This window comes from Mesorhizobium cantuariense, from assembly GCF_042647205.1.
Lineage (GTDB): Bacteria > Pseudomonadota > Alphaproteobacteria > Rhizobiales > Rhizobiaceae > Mesorhizobium > Mesorhizobium cantuariense.
Window position 1 is genome coordinate 4,443,751 of sequence record NZ_JBHRVD010000001.1, and the last position, 20,399, is coordinate 4,464,149.

The 20,399-nt window shown below is 64.8% G+C and carries 20 protein-coding genes; 11 read left to right on the forward strand and 9 right to left on the reverse strand.

Features of this window, described 5'->3' with window-relative positions; translation table 11 throughout:
* Positions 1 to 133: 133 nt before the first annotated feature.
* Positions 134 to 586: a GNAT family N-acetyltransferase gene (locus ACFOJ9_RS21585; protein ID WP_378987936.1), complete on the reverse strand. Its 453-nt coding sequence runs from the start codon at positions 584 to 586 to the stop codon at positions 134 to 136.
* Positions 587 to 827: 241 nt separating this feature from the next.
* Positions 828 to 1,547 (reverse strand): pyridoxamine 5'-phosphate oxidase family protein, encoded by a 720-nt coding sequence (locus ACFOJ9_RS21590; protein WP_378981121.1) that lies wholly within the window; start codon positions 1,545 to 1,547, stop codon positions 828 to 830.
* Between the two features lie 38 nt (positions 1,548 to 1,585).
* On the opposite strand from ACFOJ9_RS21590, the gene pdxR reads away from it, so the two are divergent.
* A complete protein-coding gene (gene pdxR / locus ACFOJ9_RS21595) occupies positions 1,586 to 3,028 on the forward strand; it encodes a MocR-like pyridoxine biosynthesis transcription factor PdxR (protein WP_378981122.1) in 1,443 nt (480 codons plus the stop codon).
* Between the two features lie 285 nt (positions 3,029 to 3,313).
* On the opposite strand, the gene ACFOJ9_RS21600 is transcribed toward pdxR, so the two are convergent.
* The gene (locus ACFOJ9_RS21600; RefSeq protein ID WP_378981123.1) at positions 3,314 to 3,808 is read right to left on the reverse strand and encodes a hypothetical protein; all 495 of its coding nucleotides are present in this window, start codon (positions 3,806 to 3,808) and stop codon (positions 3,314 to 3,316) included.
* Positions 3,809 to 3,933: 125 nt separating this feature from the next.
* Here ACFOJ9_RS21600 and ACFOJ9_RS21605 point away from each other — a divergent pair, with 125 nt between their 5' ends.
* Entirely contained in the window at positions 3,934 to 4,533 is a 600-nt protein-coding gene (locus tag ACFOJ9_RS21605; protein ID WP_378981125.1) for a DUF922 domain-containing Zn-dependent protease, read from the forward strand.
* A gap of 160 nt (positions 4,534 to 4,693) precedes the next feature.
* Here ACFOJ9_RS21605 and ACFOJ9_RS21610 read toward each other — a convergent pair whose 3' ends face one another.
* Together ACFOJ9_RS21610 and ACFOJ9_RS21615 are read right to left on the reverse strand one after the other, a co-directional pair.
* Entirely contained in the window at positions 4,694 to 5,752 is a 1,059-nt protein-coding gene (locus ACFOJ9_RS21610; protein WP_378981127.1) for a Gfo/Idh/MocA family protein, read from the reverse strand.
* A 49-nt stretch (positions 5,753 to 5,801) separates the two neighbouring features.
* Complete coding sequence (locus tag ACFOJ9_RS21615) at positions 5,802 to 6,506, reverse strand: SDR family oxidoreductase (RefSeq protein WP_378981129.1); 705 nt, start codon at positions 6,504 to 6,506, stop codon at positions 5,802 to 5,804.
* A gap of 127 nt (positions 6,507 to 6,633) precedes the next feature.
* Here ACFOJ9_RS21615 and gcvA point away from each other — a divergent pair, with 127 nt between their 5' ends.
* Complete coding sequence (gene gcvA / locus ACFOJ9_RS21620; protein WP_378981130.1) at positions 6,634 to 7,533, forward strand: transcriptional regulator GcvA; 900 nt, start codon at positions 6,634 to 6,636, stop codon at positions 7,531 to 7,533.
* An 84-nt stretch (positions 7,534 to 7,617) separates the two neighbouring features.
* Here gcvA and ACFOJ9_RS21625 read toward each other — a convergent pair whose 3' ends face one another.
* A complete protein-coding gene (locus tag ACFOJ9_RS21625; protein WP_378981132.1) occupies positions 7,618 to 8,079 on the reverse strand; it encodes an Lrp/AsnC ligand binding domain-containing protein in 462 nt (153 codons plus the stop codon).
* A gap of 127 nt (positions 8,080 to 8,206) precedes the next feature.
* Between ACFOJ9_RS21625 and ACFOJ9_RS21630 the strand changes: the two genes are divergently transcribed.
* Positions 8,207 to 9,202: an ornithine cyclodeaminase family protein gene (locus ACFOJ9_RS21630; RefSeq protein WP_378981133.1), complete on the forward strand. Its 996-nt coding sequence runs from the start codon at positions 8,207 to 8,209 to the stop codon at positions 9,200 to 9,202.
* A 397-nt stretch (positions 9,203 to 9,599) separates the two neighbouring features.
* Positions 9,600 to 10,892, forward strand: a complete 1,293-nt coding sequence (locus tag ACFOJ9_RS21635; RefSeq protein WP_378979481.1) for an IS4 family transposase — start codon at positions 9,600 to 9,602, stop codon at positions 10,890 to 10,892.
* 143 nt (positions 10,893 to 11,035) lie between these two features.
* Here the strand turns inward: ACFOJ9_RS21635 and ACFOJ9_RS21640 are convergent, their stop codons facing one another.
* A complete protein-coding gene (locus tag ACFOJ9_RS21640) occupies positions 11,036 to 11,653 on the reverse strand; it encodes a helix-turn-helix domain-containing protein (RefSeq protein WP_378981135.1) in 618 nt (205 codons plus the stop codon).
* Positions 11,654 to 11,789: 136 nt separating this feature from the next.
* Here ACFOJ9_RS21640 and ACFOJ9_RS21645 point away from each other — a divergent pair, with 136 nt between their 5' ends.
* The 3 genes from ACFOJ9_RS21645 (at position 11,790) to ACFOJ9_RS21655 (ending at position 15,928) form a co-directional block, all read left to right on the forward strand.
* On the forward strand, positions 11,790 to 12,923 hold the full coding sequence (locus tag ACFOJ9_RS21645; protein ID WP_378981136.1) for an NAD(P)/FAD-dependent oxidoreductase: 1,134 nt from the start codon (positions 11,790 to 11,792) through the stop codon (positions 12,921 to 12,923).
* 55 nt (positions 12,924 to 12,978) lie between these two features.
* Positions 12,979 to 14,583 carry an ABC transporter substrate-binding protein gene (locus ACFOJ9_RS21650; protein ID WP_378981138.1) on the forward strand — a complete coding sequence of 535 codons (1,605 nt, stop codon included), beginning with the start codon at positions 12,979 to 12,981 and terminating at the stop codon, positions 14,581 to 14,583.
* Between the two features lie 217 nt (positions 14,584 to 14,800).
* On the forward strand, positions 14,801 to 15,928 hold the full coding sequence (locus ACFOJ9_RS21655) for a serine hydrolase domain-containing protein (protein WP_378981140.1): 1,128 nt from the start codon (positions 14,801 to 14,803) through the stop codon (positions 15,926 to 15,928).
* A 101-nt stretch (positions 15,929 to 16,029) separates the two neighbouring features.
* Here ACFOJ9_RS21655 and ACFOJ9_RS21660 read toward each other — a convergent pair whose 3' ends face one another.
* Positions 16,030 to 16,482: a MarR family winged helix-turn-helix transcriptional regulator gene (locus tag ACFOJ9_RS21660; protein WP_378981142.1), complete on the reverse strand. Its 453-nt coding sequence runs from the start codon at positions 16,480 to 16,482 to the stop codon at positions 16,030 to 16,032.
* Positions 16,483 to 16,600: 118 nt separating this feature from the next.
* On the opposite strand from ACFOJ9_RS21660, the gene ACFOJ9_RS21665 reads away from it, so the two are divergent.
* Positions 16,601 to 17,416, forward strand: a complete 816-nt coding sequence (locus ACFOJ9_RS21665; RefSeq protein ID WP_378981144.1) for a p-hydroxycinnamoyl CoA hydratase/lyase — start codon at positions 16,601 to 16,603, stop codon at positions 17,414 to 17,416.
* Between the two features lie 38 nt (positions 17,417 to 17,454).
* A complete protein-coding gene (locus tag ACFOJ9_RS21670) occupies positions 17,455 to 18,969 on the forward strand; it encodes an AMP-binding protein (protein WP_378981146.1) in 1,515 nt (504 codons plus the stop codon).
* A 13-nt stretch (positions 18,970 to 18,982) separates the two neighbouring features.
* Here the strand turns inward: ACFOJ9_RS21670 and ACFOJ9_RS21675 are convergent, their stop codons facing one another.
* Positions 18,983 to 19,705 carry a 3-keto-5-aminohexanoate cleavage protein gene (locus ACFOJ9_RS21675; protein ID WP_378981148.1) on the reverse strand — a complete coding sequence of 241 codons (723 nt, stop codon included), beginning with the start codon at positions 19,703 to 19,705 and terminating at the stop codon, positions 18,983 to 18,985.
* A gap of 467 nt (positions 19,706 to 20,172) precedes the next feature.
* Here ACFOJ9_RS21675 and ACFOJ9_RS21680 point away from each other — a divergent pair, with 467 nt between their 5' ends.
* Positions 20,173 to 20,367: a hypothetical protein gene (locus ACFOJ9_RS21680; protein ID WP_292191096.1), complete on the forward strand. Its 195-nt coding sequence runs from the start codon at positions 20,173 to 20,175 to the stop codon at positions 20,365 to 20,367.
* The last annotated feature ends 32 nt before the right edge of the window (positions 20,368 to 20,399 follow it).

Consider the following 20,399-nt stretch of genomic DNA (forward strand, 5'->3'; position numbering starts at 1 on the left):
TTGCCTGACCTATATCTCCTCTTGGCCGCGAATTGAAGTGTGCCTGAACGATTTCCCGAATGCGCCAGCGCTGGCGCAATGCACGAGCGCCGCGAGCAGTTCCACAAAAAGTGTGCAGCGGTTTTCCGTCCGCCTAAAGGCTCTTCTTGTAGCCGAGATGGCTGCCGGTGAAGCCGAGGCTCTCATAGAAGCGGTGCGCATCCGCTCGCGACCTGTCGGTGGTCAGCTGGACGAGGCTGCAGCCGCGCGCCCGACACTCGTCGACCGCCCATTCAACCATCTGCCTGCCGATACCGCCCGAGCGCCTGTGGCCGGCGACCCGAACCGCCTCGATCTGCCCACGCCAGCCGCCCTTGCGCGAGAGGCCGGCAAGGAAAGAGATTTGCAAGGTGCCGATCACCTCGGCGCCCTCCACGGCCACCGCCAGCAGTTGGTGGAGATCGGCGTCGATGGCCTTGAAGGCATCGATATAGCCTTGCGCCAGCGGCAAGGAGGCATCCTCGCGACCGACGCCAAGCGGATCATCGGCCAGCATGGCGACGATATCAGGCAGGTCGGAGGCTTGCGCACGGCGGAAGGTGATCATGGTGTCGAGATATCGCGAGGCGCTGGCAGCAGCAAGGTGCACTCTCCCTTCCCCCTTGTGGGGGAAGGCGGATCGGCGCGCAGCGCCGAGACGGATGAGGGGTGTTCCAGCGGAGTGAGACGTCGGCGTTCCCTGGAACACCTCTCATCCGACCTCGCTTCGCGAGGCCACCGCCCTGGCGCGAGCCACTGGTCTCGCCCCGTCCTTCGGATCCCACAAGGGGAGAAGGGAAAGGCGCGAATTACACCCCGCTCTCATACGCCAACTGCGCCTGTGTCAGCGCCTGGTCGAGCCGCGCATCCTCCGCATAACCCGACAGGTTCCGCGGCCGCTCCATACCCGGCAGCAGCCTTGGGCACGGCTCGGCGGCGCCGACCATCATCCGCACCGGGATGACGCCGGCCCACACCGGGTGCCCGTAATCCTCCTCGTCGTCGGCGACGCCCTTGGCGCGCACCTTGGCAGATGCCTCTTCGATGCGCATCCCGATCACCGTCGTCGCCTTGGCTTCCTGCGCCGAGATCGGCCGCAAGGTTTCGGATCGGCCCGGATAGAAGCGGTCGACGACGCCGGCCAGCGCCTTCAGTTTCTCCTGCGGCTCATCGATGATCCGCGCCGTGCCGAAACACATCGCCGAGCGGTAATTGGCCGAATGGTTGAAGCCCGAGCGCGCCAGCACCAGCCCGTCGAGATGCGACACCGCCAGACACGCCGGCGTGCCGCCGCGCAGCTGGCGCAGCATGCGGCTGGCCGATGAGCCGTGCCAGTAGAGCATGTCGTCCTCGCGCCAGTGGATGGTCGGCGTGCAATAGGGCTGGCCTTCGAAATTGTAGGCGACATGGCACAGCAGCCCGGCATCCAGCACCGCGAACACCGAGGCGTGGTCATAGCTGCCGCGCTCATGCAGGCGCTTTACCCGGTTGCGGCTGGTGGTCGGAAAGCTGGCGGCGGCGTCGTTCATGGCTTGCATCCTTGCTGCTTGTCTGCCAACCATGCGCCATGACATTGGTCGATAAAAGAACCAATCTAATAAAGAAAAAACAGACCAATTCGCCGGATTGGTCGGCGCTGATCCCTGTCTTGCCGGGCGACGGCCCGCGCAGCCGCGAGCTCTACGCGGCTCTCAGACGGCTGATCGAGACCGGCGCGCTGGCCGCAGGCGCCAAACTGCCGACCACCCGCGATCTCGCACAGCGCTTCGGCCTGTCGCGTTCGGCGGCGGTCGCCTGTTTCGAAATGCTGATCTCCGAAGGCTTCGCCATCGCCAGGGTCGGCGCCGGAACCTTCGTCGCGCCTGACGTACCGCATCTGCCGACAACACTGGTCAAGCCGCGTCCGCCGGAGATCGACGCGGCCACCTCGCTGCCTTGCGGCCTTGGCGTGGCGGTGTCCGATCCGCGCACGCTTGATTTGTTCCGCATCCTTTTGTCGCGTCACCTCGCCCGCCCCGGCCCCGAGCATTTCCGCTATGGCGACCCGCGCGGCGGCCTGCCGCTGCGCACGGCAATTGCCACCTATCTGAGAACCGCGCGCGGCGTGCGCTGCGATGCCGGCCAGATCGTGCTGACTTCGGGCACGCAGCAGGGGCTGGATCTTCTGGTGCGTGCGGCGCTCAGCCCCGGCGACGCCGTCTGGATCGAAAACCCCTGCTATCCCATGGCGCATGCCGTGCTGGCCGGCAGCGGCGTCAGGGTTTTTGGCGTGCCGGTCGACGAAGAAGGGCTCGATCCCGAGATCGGCGAAAGCCTGTGCCCGAAAGCGCGTGCGGCCTATGTCACGCCCTCGCATCAATACCCACTCGGCGTGACGATGACGATGCGCCGCCGCCTCGTTTTGCTCGACTGGGCACAACGCAACGATGCCTGGATCATCGAGGACGATTACGACAGCGAGTTCCGCTACGCCGGCCCGCCGCTGACCTCGCTGCAGGGCATGGACGGCACGGGCCGCGTCGCCTATCTCGGCACGTTCTCGAAAATCCTCTTCCCCGGCCTGCGCATCGGCTACATCGTGGTGCCGGAGCCGCTGCTCGACGCCGTCATGGCGGTCAGGGCGCGCTCCGACCGCTTTCCCTCGACGCTGGCCGAAGGTGCGCTGACCGACCTCCTGAACGAGGGCCATTTCGCCGCGCATCTCAGGCGCGTGCGCCGCCGCGTCCAGGCCGCGCGCGACGTGCTCGTCGCCGGCCTCGAGGCGCATTGCGGTGACGCCCTCGAAGTAACCGTGCCCGAACAGGGACTGCACCTGATGGCGACGCTGAAGCGCGCCGGGCCGGACACGGCAATCGTCGAGGCAGCGAAGACGGTGGGCGTCGGTGCGCGTGCCCTCTCCTCGATGTTCATCGACGGGGTGCCGAGGCAAGGCCTGGTGCTGGGTTTTTCGGGGTTTTCGGACGAGGAGCTGATGGGGGCGGCGGTGCGACTGTGTGAGGTGATGGGGTAGCGGTACTCTTCCCTCGTCATCCTAGGGCGGAGCAGGAGCGAAGCGACGTCGCGGAGACCCTAGGATCCATGCCGTGACGCAAGCGACGGGCAAAGCGGGCCGGGATCGAGCACTACACCCCGTTCCGCGAAACAGCTCAAACCATTCCGGATCGGCCCTTTCGATCAGTGCAGTCCTTATCAGCTGCATTCTTTGGCAGACTTCCCGGCATGGATCCTGGGGTCTGCGCGCGTCGCTTTGCTCCTTGCTCCGCCCTAGGATGACGAAGGCGTGGATGGCTCTCAATCAATCCCCGTCTGCCGGCACGGCCTTGCCACACTGCGCCAGCACCTTGCCGATGGCAGCGCTCGAGCCCTTCAGCGGAAAACTGGTCTCGCCGTATTTTGCGGCGCTGACACTCACATCGCCCTTCCCGCGCAGCAGGTCGAGCAGCGGATCGGCCTTCGCCAAATTGACGACGAAGTAGTTGTACATGGCCTCTAGCTGCAGCGTCTTGGTCACCGTCTTGCCGTCGGCCTTGAACTCGAACGAACCGCTGATGCCGGGTTCCAGCTGCTGGCCTGTGGCGCCGAGATCGTAGCTCAGCACCGGCGTGTCGAAACAGGTCAGCATCAGATGCGCATCGCCTTTCGGCCCACCGCAGACCGAAGCCGTCAGCACACTGCCGCCCTCGTCTTCCTCCATCTTCGCACTCCAGCCGCCGCAGGACGCGGCAAACGCCGGCTGCGCGGCCTGCAGGACCGCTATCGCACCGGCGACGACGAGATATCCAGCTCTCATGACTTCCCCCAATTGACTCCCTCTAGGGCATTTGCAGCACCAGCAGGCATTCTATAGGAAAAGCTGTCCTGTGGCATTGCCTGTTGCGGCGATGTCGCCCGGTCCTGATTTTGCGGAGAGCGGTGTTGAGAGCCTGTGTTCGTCTGTGTTTTCTGTTGGTGGTTTTGCCGGCCTTGCCGCTGGCCGCCCATGCTGAGTGGAAGCCGGTCGAGAAGATCGAGCCCTACGCCGTCTCGGGCCAATCCGGCGCCGAACTCTACCGCTCGATCGGTGAGAACGGGCCAAAGCTCGGCATTGCCCGCGCCATCGCCTACACCAATTTCAAACTGACCTGGGGGGTCAGGGACTACAAGCCCAGCGGCAAGGACTGCGTGCTGACGGCGGGGCGGCCGAAACTGATCATCACCTACACCTTGCCGAAGCCTGCCGGTTCGTTGCCGCCGGCCGTCCAGAAGAACTGGGACGTGTTCATCGCCGGCGTCAGCGCCCATGAGAAGGTGCATGGCGCCAGCATGGTCCAGATGGTCCACGACATAGAAGCGGTGACGGACGGCCTGACCCTTGCCGATGATCCCAAATGCAGCAAGACCAGGGCCGAGGTGGTCCGTCGGCTGGACGCGATATCGAAGGCGCGGGTGCAGGGGAGCCGTGATTTCGACCGCGTCGAATTCGGCAATGGCGGCAACCTGCAGAAGCTGGTTTTCGGCCTGGTGACCGGCCCCTGACTGGCGCGGACCTAATCCGCGGTTGGCTTAGAGATGCTTCGACCGCTGGCGCCGGCCCCCTCTCCGGCCACTTCGCGGCCCCCTCTCCCCCAGCCGGCCCCCTCTCCGGCCGCTTCGCGGCCCCCTTTCCCCCACTCGCTTGGGGGCGAGGAACCCAAGCCTACTGCGTCTCGGCACTCGCCCTCAGCTCCGCCCGCTTCTCGTCCGAGACGACAGCCAGATCCAGCACCTTCTGCAATTCGGCCGCATGGCGGAAGGACGGTTCGGCTTGCACGCCGGTTCGCACCGCATCGGCGAAACGCTGGTAGTTGGTCGGCACCGTGCCGGCGTCGAGCTCTTCCCATATGGCGTTCTCGACATTCTCCCCCACGCATGCCCTGAGCGCCGAGCCATCGAGATTGTACACCACTTCGACGCCGCCTTTGTCGCCATAGATGCGCAGGCGCAGTTCGTTGAGATGGCCTGATGCCCAGCGGCTGGCATGCACCACGCCGAAGGCGCCGTTGGAAAAGTCCAGCGTCATGGCGAAGCTGTCATTGGCGTCGAGCCCGTAGTCGCCGATGCGGTTGCCAGGCGCCTTGTCGAAGGCGCGCAGCCGGCAGAACACATGGTCGATGTCGAGCGCCGCACCATAGCTGGCGAAATCGAGGATGTGGATGCCGACATCGCCGAGCACGCCATTCGAGCCATGGCCGCGCGACAGGCGCCAGAGCCATTTCGGGTCGGTGCGCCAGTCGCCCCAGAATTTCGACACCAGCCAGCTTTGCAGATAGGACGCCTCGACATGCCTGACCGTGCCGATTTCGCCCGCCTGCACCATCTGGCGGGCCTTCTGCAGCGCCGCGACATTGCGATAGGTGAGGTTCACCATGTTGACGATGCCGGCGGCCTCGGCGGCGTCGGCCATCTCGGTCGCCTTGCCGAAATTTTCGGCCAGCGGCTTCTCGCACAGCACCGGCTTGCCGGCGGCGATCAGCGCCATGGTGGTCGGATGATGGATCCGGTCCGGCGTGACATTGGCCACCGCGTCGAACTCACCCCATGTCAGCGCCTCCTCCAGCGAGGTGAAGCGGTTGGCGATCTTGAAGCTGTCGGCGAATTCGCCGACCCGCGCCGGATCGACATCGACGGCGCCGACGATGTCGACGCCCTCGATGGCGCTGAAGCGCCGGGCATGTTCCTGCGCCATCCAGCCGGTGCCGAGTATCAAAAGCCGCATTTTTGCTCCTTTGGGGTGAGATGCCGGAATCCCCTCCCGGTCGACGCCCTCAAATAGCGCGTATAATGCCGCCGTCGACCCGAATGTTCTGGCCGGTGATGTAGCCGGCGCCCTCGGACGCCAGGAAGGCGATGGTCGCGGCGATTTCTTCCGACGTGCCGTAGCGCTGCATCGGCACGCTGTCGCGGCGCTCCTCGGTGGCCGGCAGGCTGTCGATCCAGCCGGGCAGCACATTGTTCATGCGCACATTGTCCGATGCATAGGTGTTGGAGAAGATCTTGGTGTAGGCGGCAAGGCCGGCGCGGAACACGGCGGAAGTCGGGAACATCGGGCTCGGCTCGACCACCCAGGCAGTCGAGATGTTGATGATGGCGCCGCCCTTCTGTTTGACCATCTGCGGCGCCACGATGCGCACCGGCCGGATGACGTTCAGCAGGTAGACGTCCATGCCGGTGTGCCATTGCTCGTCGGTGATTTCCAGGATCGGCGCGCGCGGCCCGTGGCCGCCGCTGTTGACCAGCACGTCGATGCGGCCATAGCGCTCGAGCGTCAGGTCGACGAGACGCTGCAGATCGTCGTTCGACTGGTTGGAGCCGGTGACGCCGAGCCCGCCCAGTTCCTTGGCCAGCGCCTCGCCCTTGCCGGAGGAAGACAGGATGGCAACCTTGAAGCCGTCCGCCGCCAGCCGCCTCGCCGCCGCCGCACCCATGCCGCTGCCGCCGGCCACGACCACAGCTACTTTTTCTACACTCATTGGATTTTCCTCTCAGGGTTGGCGGGCACCGCAAGCGGTGTTTTCAGGAGTTGAGCGTTGATATAGCTGGTTTTCCCCGCCGGTTCGAACCAGAATGCCTGAAATCAACCTGTAGAAAAACTCCTGCATGCCCGAAGCCTTCCTCAGCCTGCCGCCGTTGAATGCGCTGCGCGCCTTCGAAGCCTCGGCGCGGCATCTCAACTTCCGCATCGCGGCCGAAGAGCTCAATGTCACGCAAGGGGCGGTGGCCCAGCACATTCGCGGGCTGGAGGCCGATCTCGGCACGAAACTCTTCGAGCGGCTGCCGCGCGGCCTGGCGCTGACCGATGAGGGCCGCGCCTATGTCCCCAACATCCGCCGCGCCTTCGACCTGATCTCGGAGGCGACGCTGCTGCTTCGTCCCGAGCCGGCGCGGCTGACGATCAGCGTGACGCCAAGCTTCGCCACCAAATGGCTGATCCCCCGGCTGCAGCACTTCATGGCACACAATCCGCTGGTCGACCTGCGCGTCCTGGCCAGCGAGAGCCTGTCGAGCTTTCAGGCCGATGGCGTCGACATCGCGGTCAGGCAAGGCCGCCCGCCCTTCGGCGCCGGGCTGATCGTCGACCTGTTGTTTCCACAGCAGATCATCGCCGTCTGCAGCCCTGCCCTGCTGCCGGCCGGCACGGTTGGGATCGCGGCCACTGCAATCCAGCATCACGTCCTGCTGCATGACGCGCACAATCTGTGGCCGGAGTTCATGGAAAAGGCTGTCGGCCTGAAGATGACGACCGAGTTGAAACGCATGCGCTTCAACCAGACCAGCCTCGCCATCGACGCGGCCATCGCCGGCCAGGGCATTGCGCTGGCCAGCCGCTTTCTCGTCGCCGCCGACCTCTCCGCCGGCCGCCTGGTTCAGCCCGTCACCGGCGAAATGCGCGGCACGCAGGATTTCTATGTCGTCATGCCGAGAAAGCAGCGCCATCCCGAGCCGACGCAGGCCGTGCGGCAATGGTTGCTCGATGCCGGGGAAAGGCCGCCGGTCTAGAGGCAATTTCAGGAAAAGTGTGAAACGGTTTTCCCGGGAAAAGCGCATAGCGCTTTCCCTTGGAAATTGCGTCAAAACAAAGGGTTAGATCGGTAGCAAGGCGTCGGGCTTCACATTGGCGATCGAGGCGTAGGTGTGCGTTTCCCGGACCCCGGGCAGCGGCAGGATGACGCGCTGCAGGAAATCCTGGAACATCGCCATGTCGGCGATGCGCGCCTTGACCAGATAGTCGAAGCCGCCGACCACCATCTGGCACTCGATGATCTCGGGTGCCCGCAGAACCGCCTCGGCGAAACGGTCGAAGACATGCGGCGCCGTGTGGTCGAGCCGCACTTCGATGAAGACGAGTTGCGCCTGTCCGATTCTGGCCGGATCGAGCACGGCGCGCACCGCGCGGATGAACCCTTCGGCGAACAGCCGCTTGACGCGCTGCGCCGCCCCGGTCGGCGACAGACCGACCCGCCGCGCCAGATCGAGCGTCGTGCGGCGGCCGTCCTCCTGCAACAAACGCAGCAGCGAGCGGTCGATACGGTCGAGATCGTTCATTTCAGGATTCACACCTTTTGGCCTCTGAAAGCGTGATAGTCCCGCCAAAATAGCAAAAACAGCATATTTCATCACGCCGATAGATCGCAATACCGTTGCCGTGCAACCGACAACGAAAGCGGATCCCATGACATCAGCGATATCGACCTCCCGCAGCGCCCAGGCCAAGGGCGACACGCCCATACTCACTCTGAGCGAGGCCGAGGTGAAAACCTGCATCGACCTGCGCCAGCTTCTCGACGCGCTCGCCGGCGGCTTCAAGGCCTTGTCCGGCGGCAAGGTGGTCAATCCGGCACGGCCGCAGCTCGATATTCCGCAGGCCGGCTATTCGCTGGCGATGTCGGCATGGATGGCGGGCATGCATCTGACGGTGAAGATCGTCAACGTCTTCGAGGGCAACATCGCCAAAGGCATCCCCAGCCACCTCGCCACCATCCATCTGTTCGACCCGCAGACGGGCATGCCGGTCTGCGTCATGGACGGCACCTACATCACCGCCGTGCGCACCTCCGGCTCCGCCGTGCTCTCGGTGCGTGAACTCGCCCGCCGCGACGCCAAGGTCGCGACAGTGATCGGCGCCGGCGTGCAGGCCGGCCAGCATTTGCATCTTCTGCCGCTGGTGCGCGACTTCGCCGAGATCCGCGTCGTCTCGAAGGAATTCGCCGATGCGCAGGCGCTCGCCGCGCAACATCCCGGTGTCGTTGCCGTCGCCGATATCGAGGCCGCGGTGCGCTCGTCCGACGTCGTCTGCCTGGCAACGCATTCCTACGAACCGGTGATCTCGGCCGACTGGGTACGGCCCGGCAGCCACGTCTCGTCGGTGGGCGTCGCCCCGCCGGGCGGCGAGTTGCCGGTCGAGCTTGTCGGGCGGGCCAGCCTGTTCGTCGAGACCAGGAATGCCTTTGCCCCGACCCCGGTCGGTTCCTGCGAACTGGCTAACCTCGATCCGGAAACCGGAACCGAGCTCGGCGAAATGCTGCTCGGACTGCGGCCGGGACGCGTCAGCGCCGATCAGGTCACCGTCTACAAGGCCATGGGCGTCGCCATGGAGGACATGGTGGCCGCCGATCTCGCCTATCGCGAGGCGGTACGGCGGGGATTGGGGCGTGTCGTGGCGGTGTAGTGGAGGCGCTTGATTGTTGAAGCCAGCGCCGCCCGTCGATAAGTGCGCCCTTCTCCCCGTCCACGGCAGGGCAATCGCAAATGGCGGCGCCAGCCCCCCACTCCGGCCGCTGCGCGGCCACCTCTCCCCCAGGGGGAAGAGGAAACCCAAGCCTTTCAAGGCCGCGACCTCGGCGGTGGCGTTTCCTCTCCCCCGTCGATCGGCTAGGGCATATACATATCTCGGTGCGGCGGATTGACTCGCCTTGGCTGGGTCGGATTCCGCGAATGCCTGAGGTATGATTTTTTCTGCGACGGTCTGATTTGCAAGGATTGTCGCCGATGTCGTGCCCGTCGTGGTCATTAGGTTTGTTTGGAGATCGCCGCCTCGATAAAGGGGGGCGTCGCTGCTCCAAGGCATGGTGCTGCGCGAAACGGTGTGCTTGCGCCAGCTTTCTGGCGGCAACCATTCCGAGGAGATCCGCTATGGGCGCTTTCTCGGCAATGATGCGGTGACGGTCGAGCGGGTGATTGAAGGCTGGAGCCAACCGACGCGGGTTGCAGTGGACGGCCGGCATGTTTTGGCGCTGCAAGACACCAGCGAGATCAGATTCCCAACGACGCAGGACAACCGGCGCGATCTTGGCAGGATCAAGAAGGGCAATTGCTGGGGCATGCTGCTGCATCCGATGCTCGCCCTTGATGCCGAGCGCGGTTCTTGCCTTGGTCTTGTGGGCGGGCGGGTTTGGACACGGGGCGATGAAGAGCTGCCACCGCACGCTGATCGCTCGTTGAGCGAGAAGGAATCGTGCCGCTGGGTCGAAACCGCGCAAGCGGCCAAGCCAGTGCTGGCCCGGGCCCGTATGGTCACTTTCATCGCCGATCGTGAGAGTGACTTTTATATGATGTGGGCGCGTGTGCCGGATGGCTCTTTCCACGTGCTGACACGCGTCATGCATGACCGCGCACTGCTTTCGGGCACAACGCTGCGCCGTGCCGTGCAGGAGGTGGCGTTCAGTGACACCCAGGTGATCGAGCTGCGCGAACGGGCCGACCGCCCGGCGCGTCGAGCCGAGCTTTGCTTGCGCTTTGGCGAAGCCACGATCCGGCGGCCGGGCAACCTGCGCGAGGCCAACCTGCCCAAAGGCGTGACGCTGCGCTGGGTCGAAGTCATCGAGACGGCTGCGCCCGCCGACGTGGAGCCGCTTCACTGGCTGCTGCTGACCACCCATGCGGTGGCCACACCCTCCCAGGCCTGGCAGATCGTCGACTGGTACAAGCAGCGCTGGGTCATCGAGCAGTTCTTCCGGGTGATGAAGAGCCAAGGCTTGAAGATCGAAGACAGCCAGCTGCAATCGGCCGCGCGCTTGGAAAAGCTCGTCGCCATCGCCGCCAAGGCCGCCATCATCGTCATGCAGCTCGTGCAGGCCCGCAATGGCCAAGGCGATCAACAGGCGAGCCTCGCCTTCACGTCCAACGAGATCGATACGCTCTCGGCGATCGAGACACGCTTCAAGGGCAAGACGCGGCTGCAATCCAATCCCTACCCCAAAAACTCACTCGCATGGGCGGCCTGGATCATCGCAAGGCTCGGCGGCTGGAACGGTTATGCCTCCTCAAGGCCACCAGGCCCTATCACCTTCTACAACGGCTTGGCCTACTTCCGTGCCTGTGCCGATGGTTGGGCCTTGCGAGATGTGTATATGCCCTAGCGTCGATCGGGGGAGAGGTGGCGAGCGAAGCTCGACGGAGTGGGGAGCACCATATGTCGATAGCCCTGCCGTTCACGGGGAGAAGATGGCGGCAGCCAGATGAGGGGCGGCGCAAACGTCGGGATGTTCGGGCCAGACCGCCCCTACCCCTCCACCGTCTCCAGCACACTCAGCAGCGTGCCTTCCATATCAGGCTCGTCGCCGGAGCAGACGCACAGCATCTCGGCGTCGCCTTCGCCGACCGACAAATAGGCATGGCCCATGGTGGAATCGATGTAGACACTTTCGCCCTCTTTCAGACGCACCGGCGCGTACTGGTCGGTGTGCAGCTCGATCTCGCCCTTGAGCACGATCAAAAATTCCTCGCCGGCATGCTTGGTCAGCGGGCCGAATTCCTGCGGCGTGCGGGCGCGCGCATAGGCGTGGATCGGCACCATGCGCTTGCGCACCAGGTCGGTGGCCAGATAGCGGTAATCGTAGTTGCGGGTCAGCTGGCGCAGCGTGTTGGACTGCGAGGTCACCGAACGCCGCGTGCGCGCCGCCGGCTGCTTGCGGTCGCCGCTGAGCAGCTCGGTGACATGGATGCCGAGCCCTTCGCAGATCTGCAGCAGCTTGTCGTAGCTCAGCGACATCTGGTCGTTCTCGACCTTGGACAGCGTCGACACCGCGACGCCGGTGAGCGTGCTGACCTCCTGCAAGGTCCAGCCATGCGTCTTCCTCAGGCCGCGCAGGCAATCACCGAGGTTCGGTTGCTCCGACATCGTCAGCTCCATGGAGCGGCGATCACGCCGCCTGTCATTCTAGGTAGTCCAACTCCCTGCCGCTATCAACAACGCTAACAATTTTCTTATACACTAAATATTGACTGGATACGAAATTGTTTCTACCCCCTAGAGGATGCAGTCGAAGTCTCCCCAAAAAATCGTCGTCATCGGCGGCGGCATCGCCGGCCTCTCGCTGGCGGCGGCCGTGCAGCCCTGGGCCGAGGTCACCGTGCTCGAGCGCGAGCCGCATCTCGGCTACCACGCCAGCGGCCGCTCGGCGGCGCTGTTTTCCGAAACCTACGGCAATGCGCTGGTGCGCGCACTGTCGCTGGCCAGCCGGCAGCAAATCGTCGATGGCGGCTTTGCCGCCCACGGGCGCGGCGCGCTGCATGTCGGCGGCGTCGAGGACAGCGTAGCCGTCGACCGCATGGCGGCCGAGATGCAGGCGCTGGTGCCGAGCGTGCGACGGCTTTCGGGGGCGCAGGTCCACGCACTGGTGCCGGTCATCGCCATGGCAACCACCTGCGGCGGCGTGCATGAGCCCGGCGCGCTGGATGTCGACACGGGAAAGATGCTTGCCGCTTCAGCCTCGGTGCTCAAGGCGGGCGGCGGCGTCATCCGCACCGGCGAAGAGGTGCTGGAGATTTCCCGAATAGCAAACGGCTTCCGCGTCGTGACCAATGCCGGCACATACGAGGCCGACATCGTTGTCGATGCCGCCGGCGCCTGGGTCGATGTCGTCGCTGGCCTGGCCGCCCTCCCCGGCCTCGGCTTCCGGCCCAGGCGCCGCACCGCCTTCCTGTTCGATCCGCCCGCCGGCACCGACATCAGCGCCTGGCCGCTGGTGGTCGATTTGCACGAACAGTTCTACTTCAAGCCCGATGCCGGCAGGCTGATCGGCTCGCTCGCCGACGAAACCGATTCCGAGCCTTGCGACGCCTATCCAGAAGACATCGACGTCGCCATCGCCGTCGACCGCATCGAACACGCGACATCGCTGCGTATCGGCCGCCCGTCGACGCCGTGGGCCGGCCTGCGCACCTTTTCGCCCGACCGCACGCCGGTCGTCGGCTTCGACCCTCGCCTGCCCGGCTTCTTCTGGCTCGGCGGCCAGGGCGGCTACGGTTTCCAGGTGTCGCTGACGCTGGCGCGGCTGGGTTCGGCGCTGTTGCGCGGCCAGCCCCTACCCGACGATCTCGCGGCACGCGGCATCACCACGGCGGCGCTGGCGCCTGACCGTTTCCTCACCCCGGCGGCGACGCCATGAAATTCACCGGCCTGCCCTTCCTTCAACCCGTAAAGTGTCATCAGGAGCGTTTGCGATGAAATCCACCGTTCTGCGCGCAGTGCTTACCTCGTCCCTGCTGGCCTCATCCGTCCTTCTCGGCGGGCAGGCCTATGCCAAGACCCTGGTCTATTGCTCGGAAGCCAATCCCGAGACCTTCAACCCGGCGATCGGCATCGCCGATTCCACCATGGACGCCGCCGCCAAGACGATTTTCAACCGGCTGGTCGAGTTCAAGCCGGGCACGACCGAAGTCGGTCCGGCACTGGCCGAAAGCTGGGAGGTCTCAGCCGACGGCAAGACCTACACATTCCATCTCAGGCACGGCGTAAGATTCCAGTCGAACGACCATTTCACACCCTCGCGCGATCTCAACACCGACGACGTGCTCTACACCATCAACCGCCAGCGGGACGCCAACAATCCCTACCACAAGCTCGGCGGCGGCACTTACGAGTACTTCAATGCGCTGGGCATGGGCACGCTGATCGACAAGATAGACAAGGTCGACGACTACACCGTGCGCTTCACGCTGACGGCGGCCAACGTCACCTTCCTGCCCGGCATCGCGCTCGACTATCTCTCCATCCTATCGCTGGAGCAGACCGAAAAGATGGTCGCCGCCGGCACGCCGGAACTGATCGACTCTGAACCCGTCGGCACCGGCCCGTTCGTGCTGCAGGCCTATGTGCCGGACAGCCAGATCCGCTACGCCGCCAACAAGGATTACTGGCGCGGCGCGCCGAAGATCGACACGCTGGTCTTCGCCATCACGCCCGAACCGACCACGCGCGTCGAGCGCCTCAAGGCCAATGAGTGTCAGGTCGCTGCCCCGCCGCCGCCAAGCGCCGTCGCCGATTTGCGCACCGATCCCGATATCACCGTGCTCGACCTCAAGGGCCAGAATATCGGCATCCTCGGCTTCAATGTCGAACACCAGCCGCTCGGCGATGTGCGCGTGCGCATGGCGCTGGCCAAGGCCATCGACCGCAAGGCGATCGTCGACGCCGTCTATGCCGGCGCCGGCACGGTCGCCGGCAGCGTCGTGCCGCCGGCGCAGATCGGCGCCGTCACCGATGCCGGCATCGACTATGATCCGGATGGAGCGAAGAAACTGCTGAAGGACGCCGGCCACGAGAGTGACCTGAAAATCAGCCTGTGGGCGATGCCGGTGTCGCGGCCCTACAATCCCAATGCCAAGCGCATGGCCGAGATGATCCAGGCCGACTGGGCGAAGGTCGGCGTCAAGGCCGAGATCGTCAGCTTCGAATGGGGCGAATATCTGAAGCGCACCGCTGGGGGCGAACAGGATGCCTATTTGCTCGGCGGCAGCAGCGACAATGGCGACCCTGACAACATGCTGAGTTACCTGCTTTCCTGCGACGGCGTGAAGGGTGGCTCCAACCGCTCGCGCTGGTGCGATCCGGCCTTCGAGAAGCTGCTACAGGACGGCCGCGTTGCCGCCGATCCGAAACAGCGCGCCGACATCTACGCCAGGGCGCAGGCGATCCTGAAGGTCGAGGTGCCGGTAGCGCCGATCGCCCATTCGGTGGTGGCGATCCCGATCCGCAAAAGCGTGCTCAACTACGTCCTCGACCCCTTCGGTCGGCAGAACTTTGCCGCCGTCGATATGGCGGAGTAGGACCTGGCGCGGCGCCCCCTCATCCGGCCCTTCGGGCCACCTTCTCCCCGATGGGGAGAAGGTGTCTTCGAGCGCCGCGCTACTTCGTTCAACGGACAACAAAAGCGGCGATAGATGAACCCGGCGCCCTCTTCTCCCCGCCGGGGAGAAGGTGGCCCGAAGGGCCGGATGAGGGGGCCTTCAAGCAAACGCACGGCGGCACGATTTAGAATAGTCAATGCGCAACATAGCAAGTGAGACCACGGCGATGAAAGACCTGACCTCTCTCCTCAAGACCTATCTCACCGACGGCGCGGTGGGCGCCTCGCTGGCCTACTCAACGGGCGCAGCGCCAACCGCCGTCACCGCCGGCCTCGCCGACCGGGAACATGGCGTTGCCGTCTCGCCCGACCGGCTGTTCAAGATCGGCAGCTGCACCAAGACCTTCGTTGCCGCAGCGCTGGTCAAGCTCGCCCAGGACGGCAAGCTCGATCTCGGCGCGCCGATCTCCGGCTGGTTTCCCGACCTGCCGGGTGCCGGCGACATTTCGGTGCGCCAGTTGATCAACCATCGCAGCGGCCTGCCGGAGTTCGAATATTACATTCCGATGGACCCGAGCCGGCAGTGGACGCCGCAACAGCTGGTCGACATCGCCTTCGCCTCCGACAAGCAGAAGGCGCCGGGCGGCCCCGCCGTTTACAACAACACCGGCTATGTGCTGGCCGGCATGGTGATCGAGGCCGTCTCCGGCCAGTCGCTGGGCGGCTACGTCAGAAGCGCGGTACTGCAGCCGCTCGGCCTGGAGAATACCTGGTCGCCGGCAACCGAGGCCTTTCCGGAAAAATCGATGGTGCGCGGCTATTACCACCGGCCGCCGCCGGCGGCGAATGCGCCGACCGACATCGCCTCGGGCGGTGAGATGTGGCGCATGGATGGCGTGTTGCCCTATTCCGACGAATTGCAGGATTCTTCCGATTCCTTCCCGTTCGGCGCCGCCTATGGTTGCGGCGACATGGTCTCGACGCCATCCGACATGGTGGCTTTCATGCGCGGGCTGTTTTCCGGCAGACTGCTGTCGCCGCCCTTCTTAGCCGAGATGTTCGAACACCGCGTGCCGGCAAGTTTCCCCGGCACCCGCATGCGCGAGACCGGTGCCGGCATGTTCCAGAGCGCCTACGTCGACCGCGCCTTCTACGGCCACCAGGGCAGCATTCCCGGCTACGTCGCCGTCATGCTGCACGACCCGAGCTCAGGGCTGACCATCGCCATGACCAGCAATGTCGGTTCCGGCAACCGCCTGTCCTTCCAGGCGAGTGGCCTGCATCCGGTGGTCGATAAGGCGATCGGGATTATTCTGGGATCATGACCTTCCAGCCGCTATTTCATTTTCGGGCCAGGTTTCTGAAATAAGAGGCCCGCCTATTTCAGAAACTTTCCGCACTCCGGCTTGAGTGCAGGCGCCAGCCCTCAGTCTTCGTCCGTCCAGATCAGACGCAAGAGGCGCAGCAGCGTTGCCCGCTCCTTTTTGGTCAACCGGTGCAGAAACCGGTCCTCGTGCCGGCGAACCTGTTGCCGCCATCCGGGCATGGCTTCCCTGGCCGCCCGCGTCAGGGCGAGCATCTGCACGCGTTTGTCGCCGGCATGATCGTCGCGCTCAACCAGTCCGCGTTCTTCCAGTTCGGCGAGCAACGGCGCCATGTTAGCGCTCTTCATGCCGAGCAGGCGGCAGAGTTCGGCGGCGCGGATGCCGGGCCGCTCGGCGATCAGCGCCAGCATGCCGTAGGTGACCGGGCGTAGCGCGGCGTCAGTCATCTCGACGGCGAAATCATTGAGCGCAAGAGCCGAGGCGCGCCTCAGATTGTAGCCGATCTGCGCGTCGAGCGCGTCTTCGGGACTGGTGCGGAGCCGTGCCTTTTCCATGTTTCAACCGATCGCCGCGAACATCCCCTCTTGTCAAGCAAAAAAGACTATGCGACATAGCAAGTATGATAGCTATGTCACATAGCAATTTGCCACGCGAAACGGGAGGACATTGACCATGACCGGAGAGACCGTTGCTTTCGACATCGAGAAGGGCATCGCCTGGGTGCGCTTCAACCGGCCGGACAAGCGCAATTGCATGAACCCGGCACTCAACCGGCGCATGATGGAGGTTCTCGACGAGCTTGAATTCCGCGACGATGTCGGCGTGCTGGTGTTGTCCGGCGAAGGCAGCGCCTGGTCGGCCGGCATGGACCTCAAGGAGTATTTTCGCGAGACCGAGGCCAAGGGTCTTGGCGCCATCCGCAAGGCGCAGTCCGAAGCGTACGGCTGGTGGCGGCGCCTGCGCTGGTACGGCAAGCCGACCATCGCCATGGTCAATGGCTGGTGTTTCGGCGGCGGCTACGGCCCGCTCTTCGCTTGCGACCTCGCCTTCGCCGCCGACGAGGCGCAGTTCGCCCTGTCCGAGATCAACTGGGGCATCCTGCCCGGCGGCGGCGCCACCAAGGTGGTGGCCGACCTCTTGTCGATGCGCGATGCCATGTACCACGCGCTGACCGGCGAGCTCATCGACGGCAGGAAAGCCGCCGCCTGGAAGCTGGTCAATGAAAGCCTGCCGCTGGCGGACCTGAAGGTGCGCGTCACCGAGGTTGCGACCATCCTGCTGAAGAAGAACCCGATTGCCCTGAAGGCGACCAAGGACGCCATCCGCCGCGTCGCCGAGATGACCTACGACAATGCCGAGGATTATCTGGTGCGGGCACAGGAGGCGGCGAACTCGCACGACAATGAGGGCCGCAAGGAAGGTATCCGCCAGTTCATCGACGAAAAGAGCTACAAGCCCGGCCTTGCCGCCTACGACAAGGCAAGGTGACCGTGCAAGCATAAGGCAATCCTGGGGAGGAGCTGCGAATGCCGGCCTGGACGACATCGGACCCCGTGGCCCTGCACGCCAGGACGCAGCCGGATCGTATTGCCTGTGTCGACCTGGCATCCGGCCGGCGCTGGACCTATGCCGCGCTCGACGAGGCCATCCAGCGCGCCGTCGGCGTGCTCGAAACCGGCCATGGCATCGAACAGGGACAACGCATCGCCGCGCTTGCCCGCAACAGCGCCGACTTGGTTGTCCTGCAGCAGGCCGCGATGCGGCTCGGCGCTATCTTCGTGCCGCTCAACTGGCGGCTCGCCAATGCCGAACAACAGGCCATCCTGGCCGATTGCGATCCGGTGCTGCTGCTGCACGACGTCGCCCTTGAGATGACGCTGCCCAAGGGCTGCTTGCCGATCGAAGTCGCGGCCTTCGCGGCGGCAGTCGAGGCGCAGGTGCCGGCACCGCGCCGTCCGTTGCCGGCGGACGATGCGCCGTCGATCATCCTCTACACTTCGGGCACGTCGGGCCGACCAAAGGGCGTCATCGTCACCGAACGCAATGCGGTGGCCACCGCGGTCAATTTCGGCGTGCTGGGACGCGTCGGCAATGCCAGCGTCTTCCTCTGCGACGCGCCGATGTTCCATGTCATCGGCCTCATCACCAGCCTGCGTCCGCCGCTGCTGCAGGGTGGCACAGTGCTGATATCGCCCGGCTTCGACGCCGGCGTCACCAATCGTCGCCTGGCCGATCCCGCGCTCGGCGTCACCCATTATTTCTGCGTGCCGCAGATGGCCAGGATGCTGCGCGACCATCCGGATTTTGCGCCTTCGAATTGGACCGCGCTTACCGCCATCTTCACCGGCGGCGCGCCGAACCCGGCGGCCGACATCAACTGGTGGCTGGCGCAGGGCGTGCGCATGGTCGACGGCTTCGGCATGACGGAAGCCGGCACCGTGCTCGGCATGCCGGTCGAGGCCGACCGCATCGCCCGCAAGGCGGGTTCGGCGGGCCTTGCGGCGCCGACCATCCGCCTGCGCATCGTCGATAACGCTGGCCGCGACGTCGCTGCCGGCGAACCAGGCGAGCTATGGCTGTCCGGCCCCTCCATCACATCAGGCTACTGGAACCGGCCGGAAGAGACCGCGCGTGCCTTCACCGCCGATGGGTGGTTCCGCACCGGCGACATCGCCAGGCGGGATGAGGACGGCTTCGTCACCCTCGTCGACCGCCTCAAGGACATGTTCATTTCCGGCGGCGAAAACATCTATCCGGTCGAAATCGAGATGGTGCTGCTCGACCATCCCGACATCGCCGAAGCAGCCGTGATCGGCGTCGCCGACGAGCGTTGGGGCGAAGTCGGGTGCGCCTTTGTCGTGGTCAAACCCGAATGCCTTGTCGATCCGGCTGATCTGGCAAGTCATTGCAGCGCCCGCCTCGCCCGCTACAAGGTGCCGAAAGAATTCCTGCTCACCGATGCACTGCCGCGCACTGCATCCGGCAAGATCCAGAAACACATTTTGCGCAGCTTAGCGGTACAAGGCTTAGAGCAATCCTGAGTCTGGCCACAGGTCAGCCGGCGGCGCCGCGAAAGATCGCCACGGCCGCAGCGACGATTGCCGCATTGTCCTTCGCCATCGTTCCGTCGGCGAGCATCTTGCCGTCTTCCAGCCCGACCCTCGTCGGCCAGCGTTTTTGATGCGCAAGCTCCACGAACGGCCAGACCGTGACGTCGACGCCATGCAACAGGATCGGCCGCCGCACCCCGGCGCGTTCGAGCACGGCGGCGATGCCGTGCGCCTCATCAAGTGCTGCCGACAGGTCCTGGATGTCGATCTCGATCAGGATGCGCAACACCCGGTCATGATCGGCAAGGCTGACGAAGCGCTCGGCGTCGGCCACTGTGGCAAGCCCGGCCTCGATGCCGACACCGCGCTGGCGCAACAGCTCCATCACCCCCGGTGCATCAGCCTCCGACAGATTGACCGAGGCATAGTCGGGCAATTCCCGCCAGCCGGCGATCGCCGCACGGGTCCGCTCGACATCGTTCTCGATCCAGGCGCCCGTCGACACGCCGACCAGCGTGCCCGGACAAGCCTGGCGCACCGCCAGCACGGTGGCATTGACGGCCGCCAGGCTTTCGCGGCCGTCAATGCTGCGCGGGTGGATGTGCAGTTCGGCAGCTCCTGCGGCGACGCAGGCTGCGGCATCGCCAGCCATCGCCTCGGCGGTCAGCGGCAGCTTCGCGTGGAAATCGCGCGGACGCGCGCCGTTGATGCAGGCCTGGACGATCATCGATGTCACCTTGCGTAAGGGGGCCGCAGTGTAGCTGTGCGGCAAGACATGACAAAGGGTTGGAGGCGTCTCTCCTGACAGTGCGGCCGTGGAACTGCCAATCTCCCCCCTTGAGGGGGAGATGTCCGGCAGGACAGAGGGGGGCGCTGTCCCACCGACCCAAACAACCAAATGGCATTTTTCGATCCTGTTTGCAGCCGGCAGCAGTTGATGAAATTGAGATCAGAGAGGCCGGCGATCCTTCACGCCCCCCTCTGCCCTGCCGGGCATCTCCCCCTCAAGGGGGGAGATTTGCAGCGTCGCCAACGGCGCCCTTCCTTGCAAGATTGAAGGGCAAGGCCGCCGCGTTCCAAGGTCTCTTCCTTGCGAACTTTCGCCAGCATTTGAATAAAAGCCGCCTGTGGATATTTACCCCGCGTTCCCTCGCCTCCGGCAAGCTATTTTAGGGCGGGATCATGGAGAGACCATTGACCAGCGATTTTTCAGCCGCCCGCATCCACCTCGAACGCGCCTATCACTATCTGCAGGGCAATGACGAGACGAGCCGCACGGCCTGTGACGCCCTCGATCTGTTGATCGAAACGGTGGCGGAGGCACAACACAGGCGACCCGAGGCTGGGGTGCTGGAGTTTCCGCAATCGACGGCGCGGCGAACCGGCTAAAATTTTGTCGAGATTCAGGCCGACTGGACCGG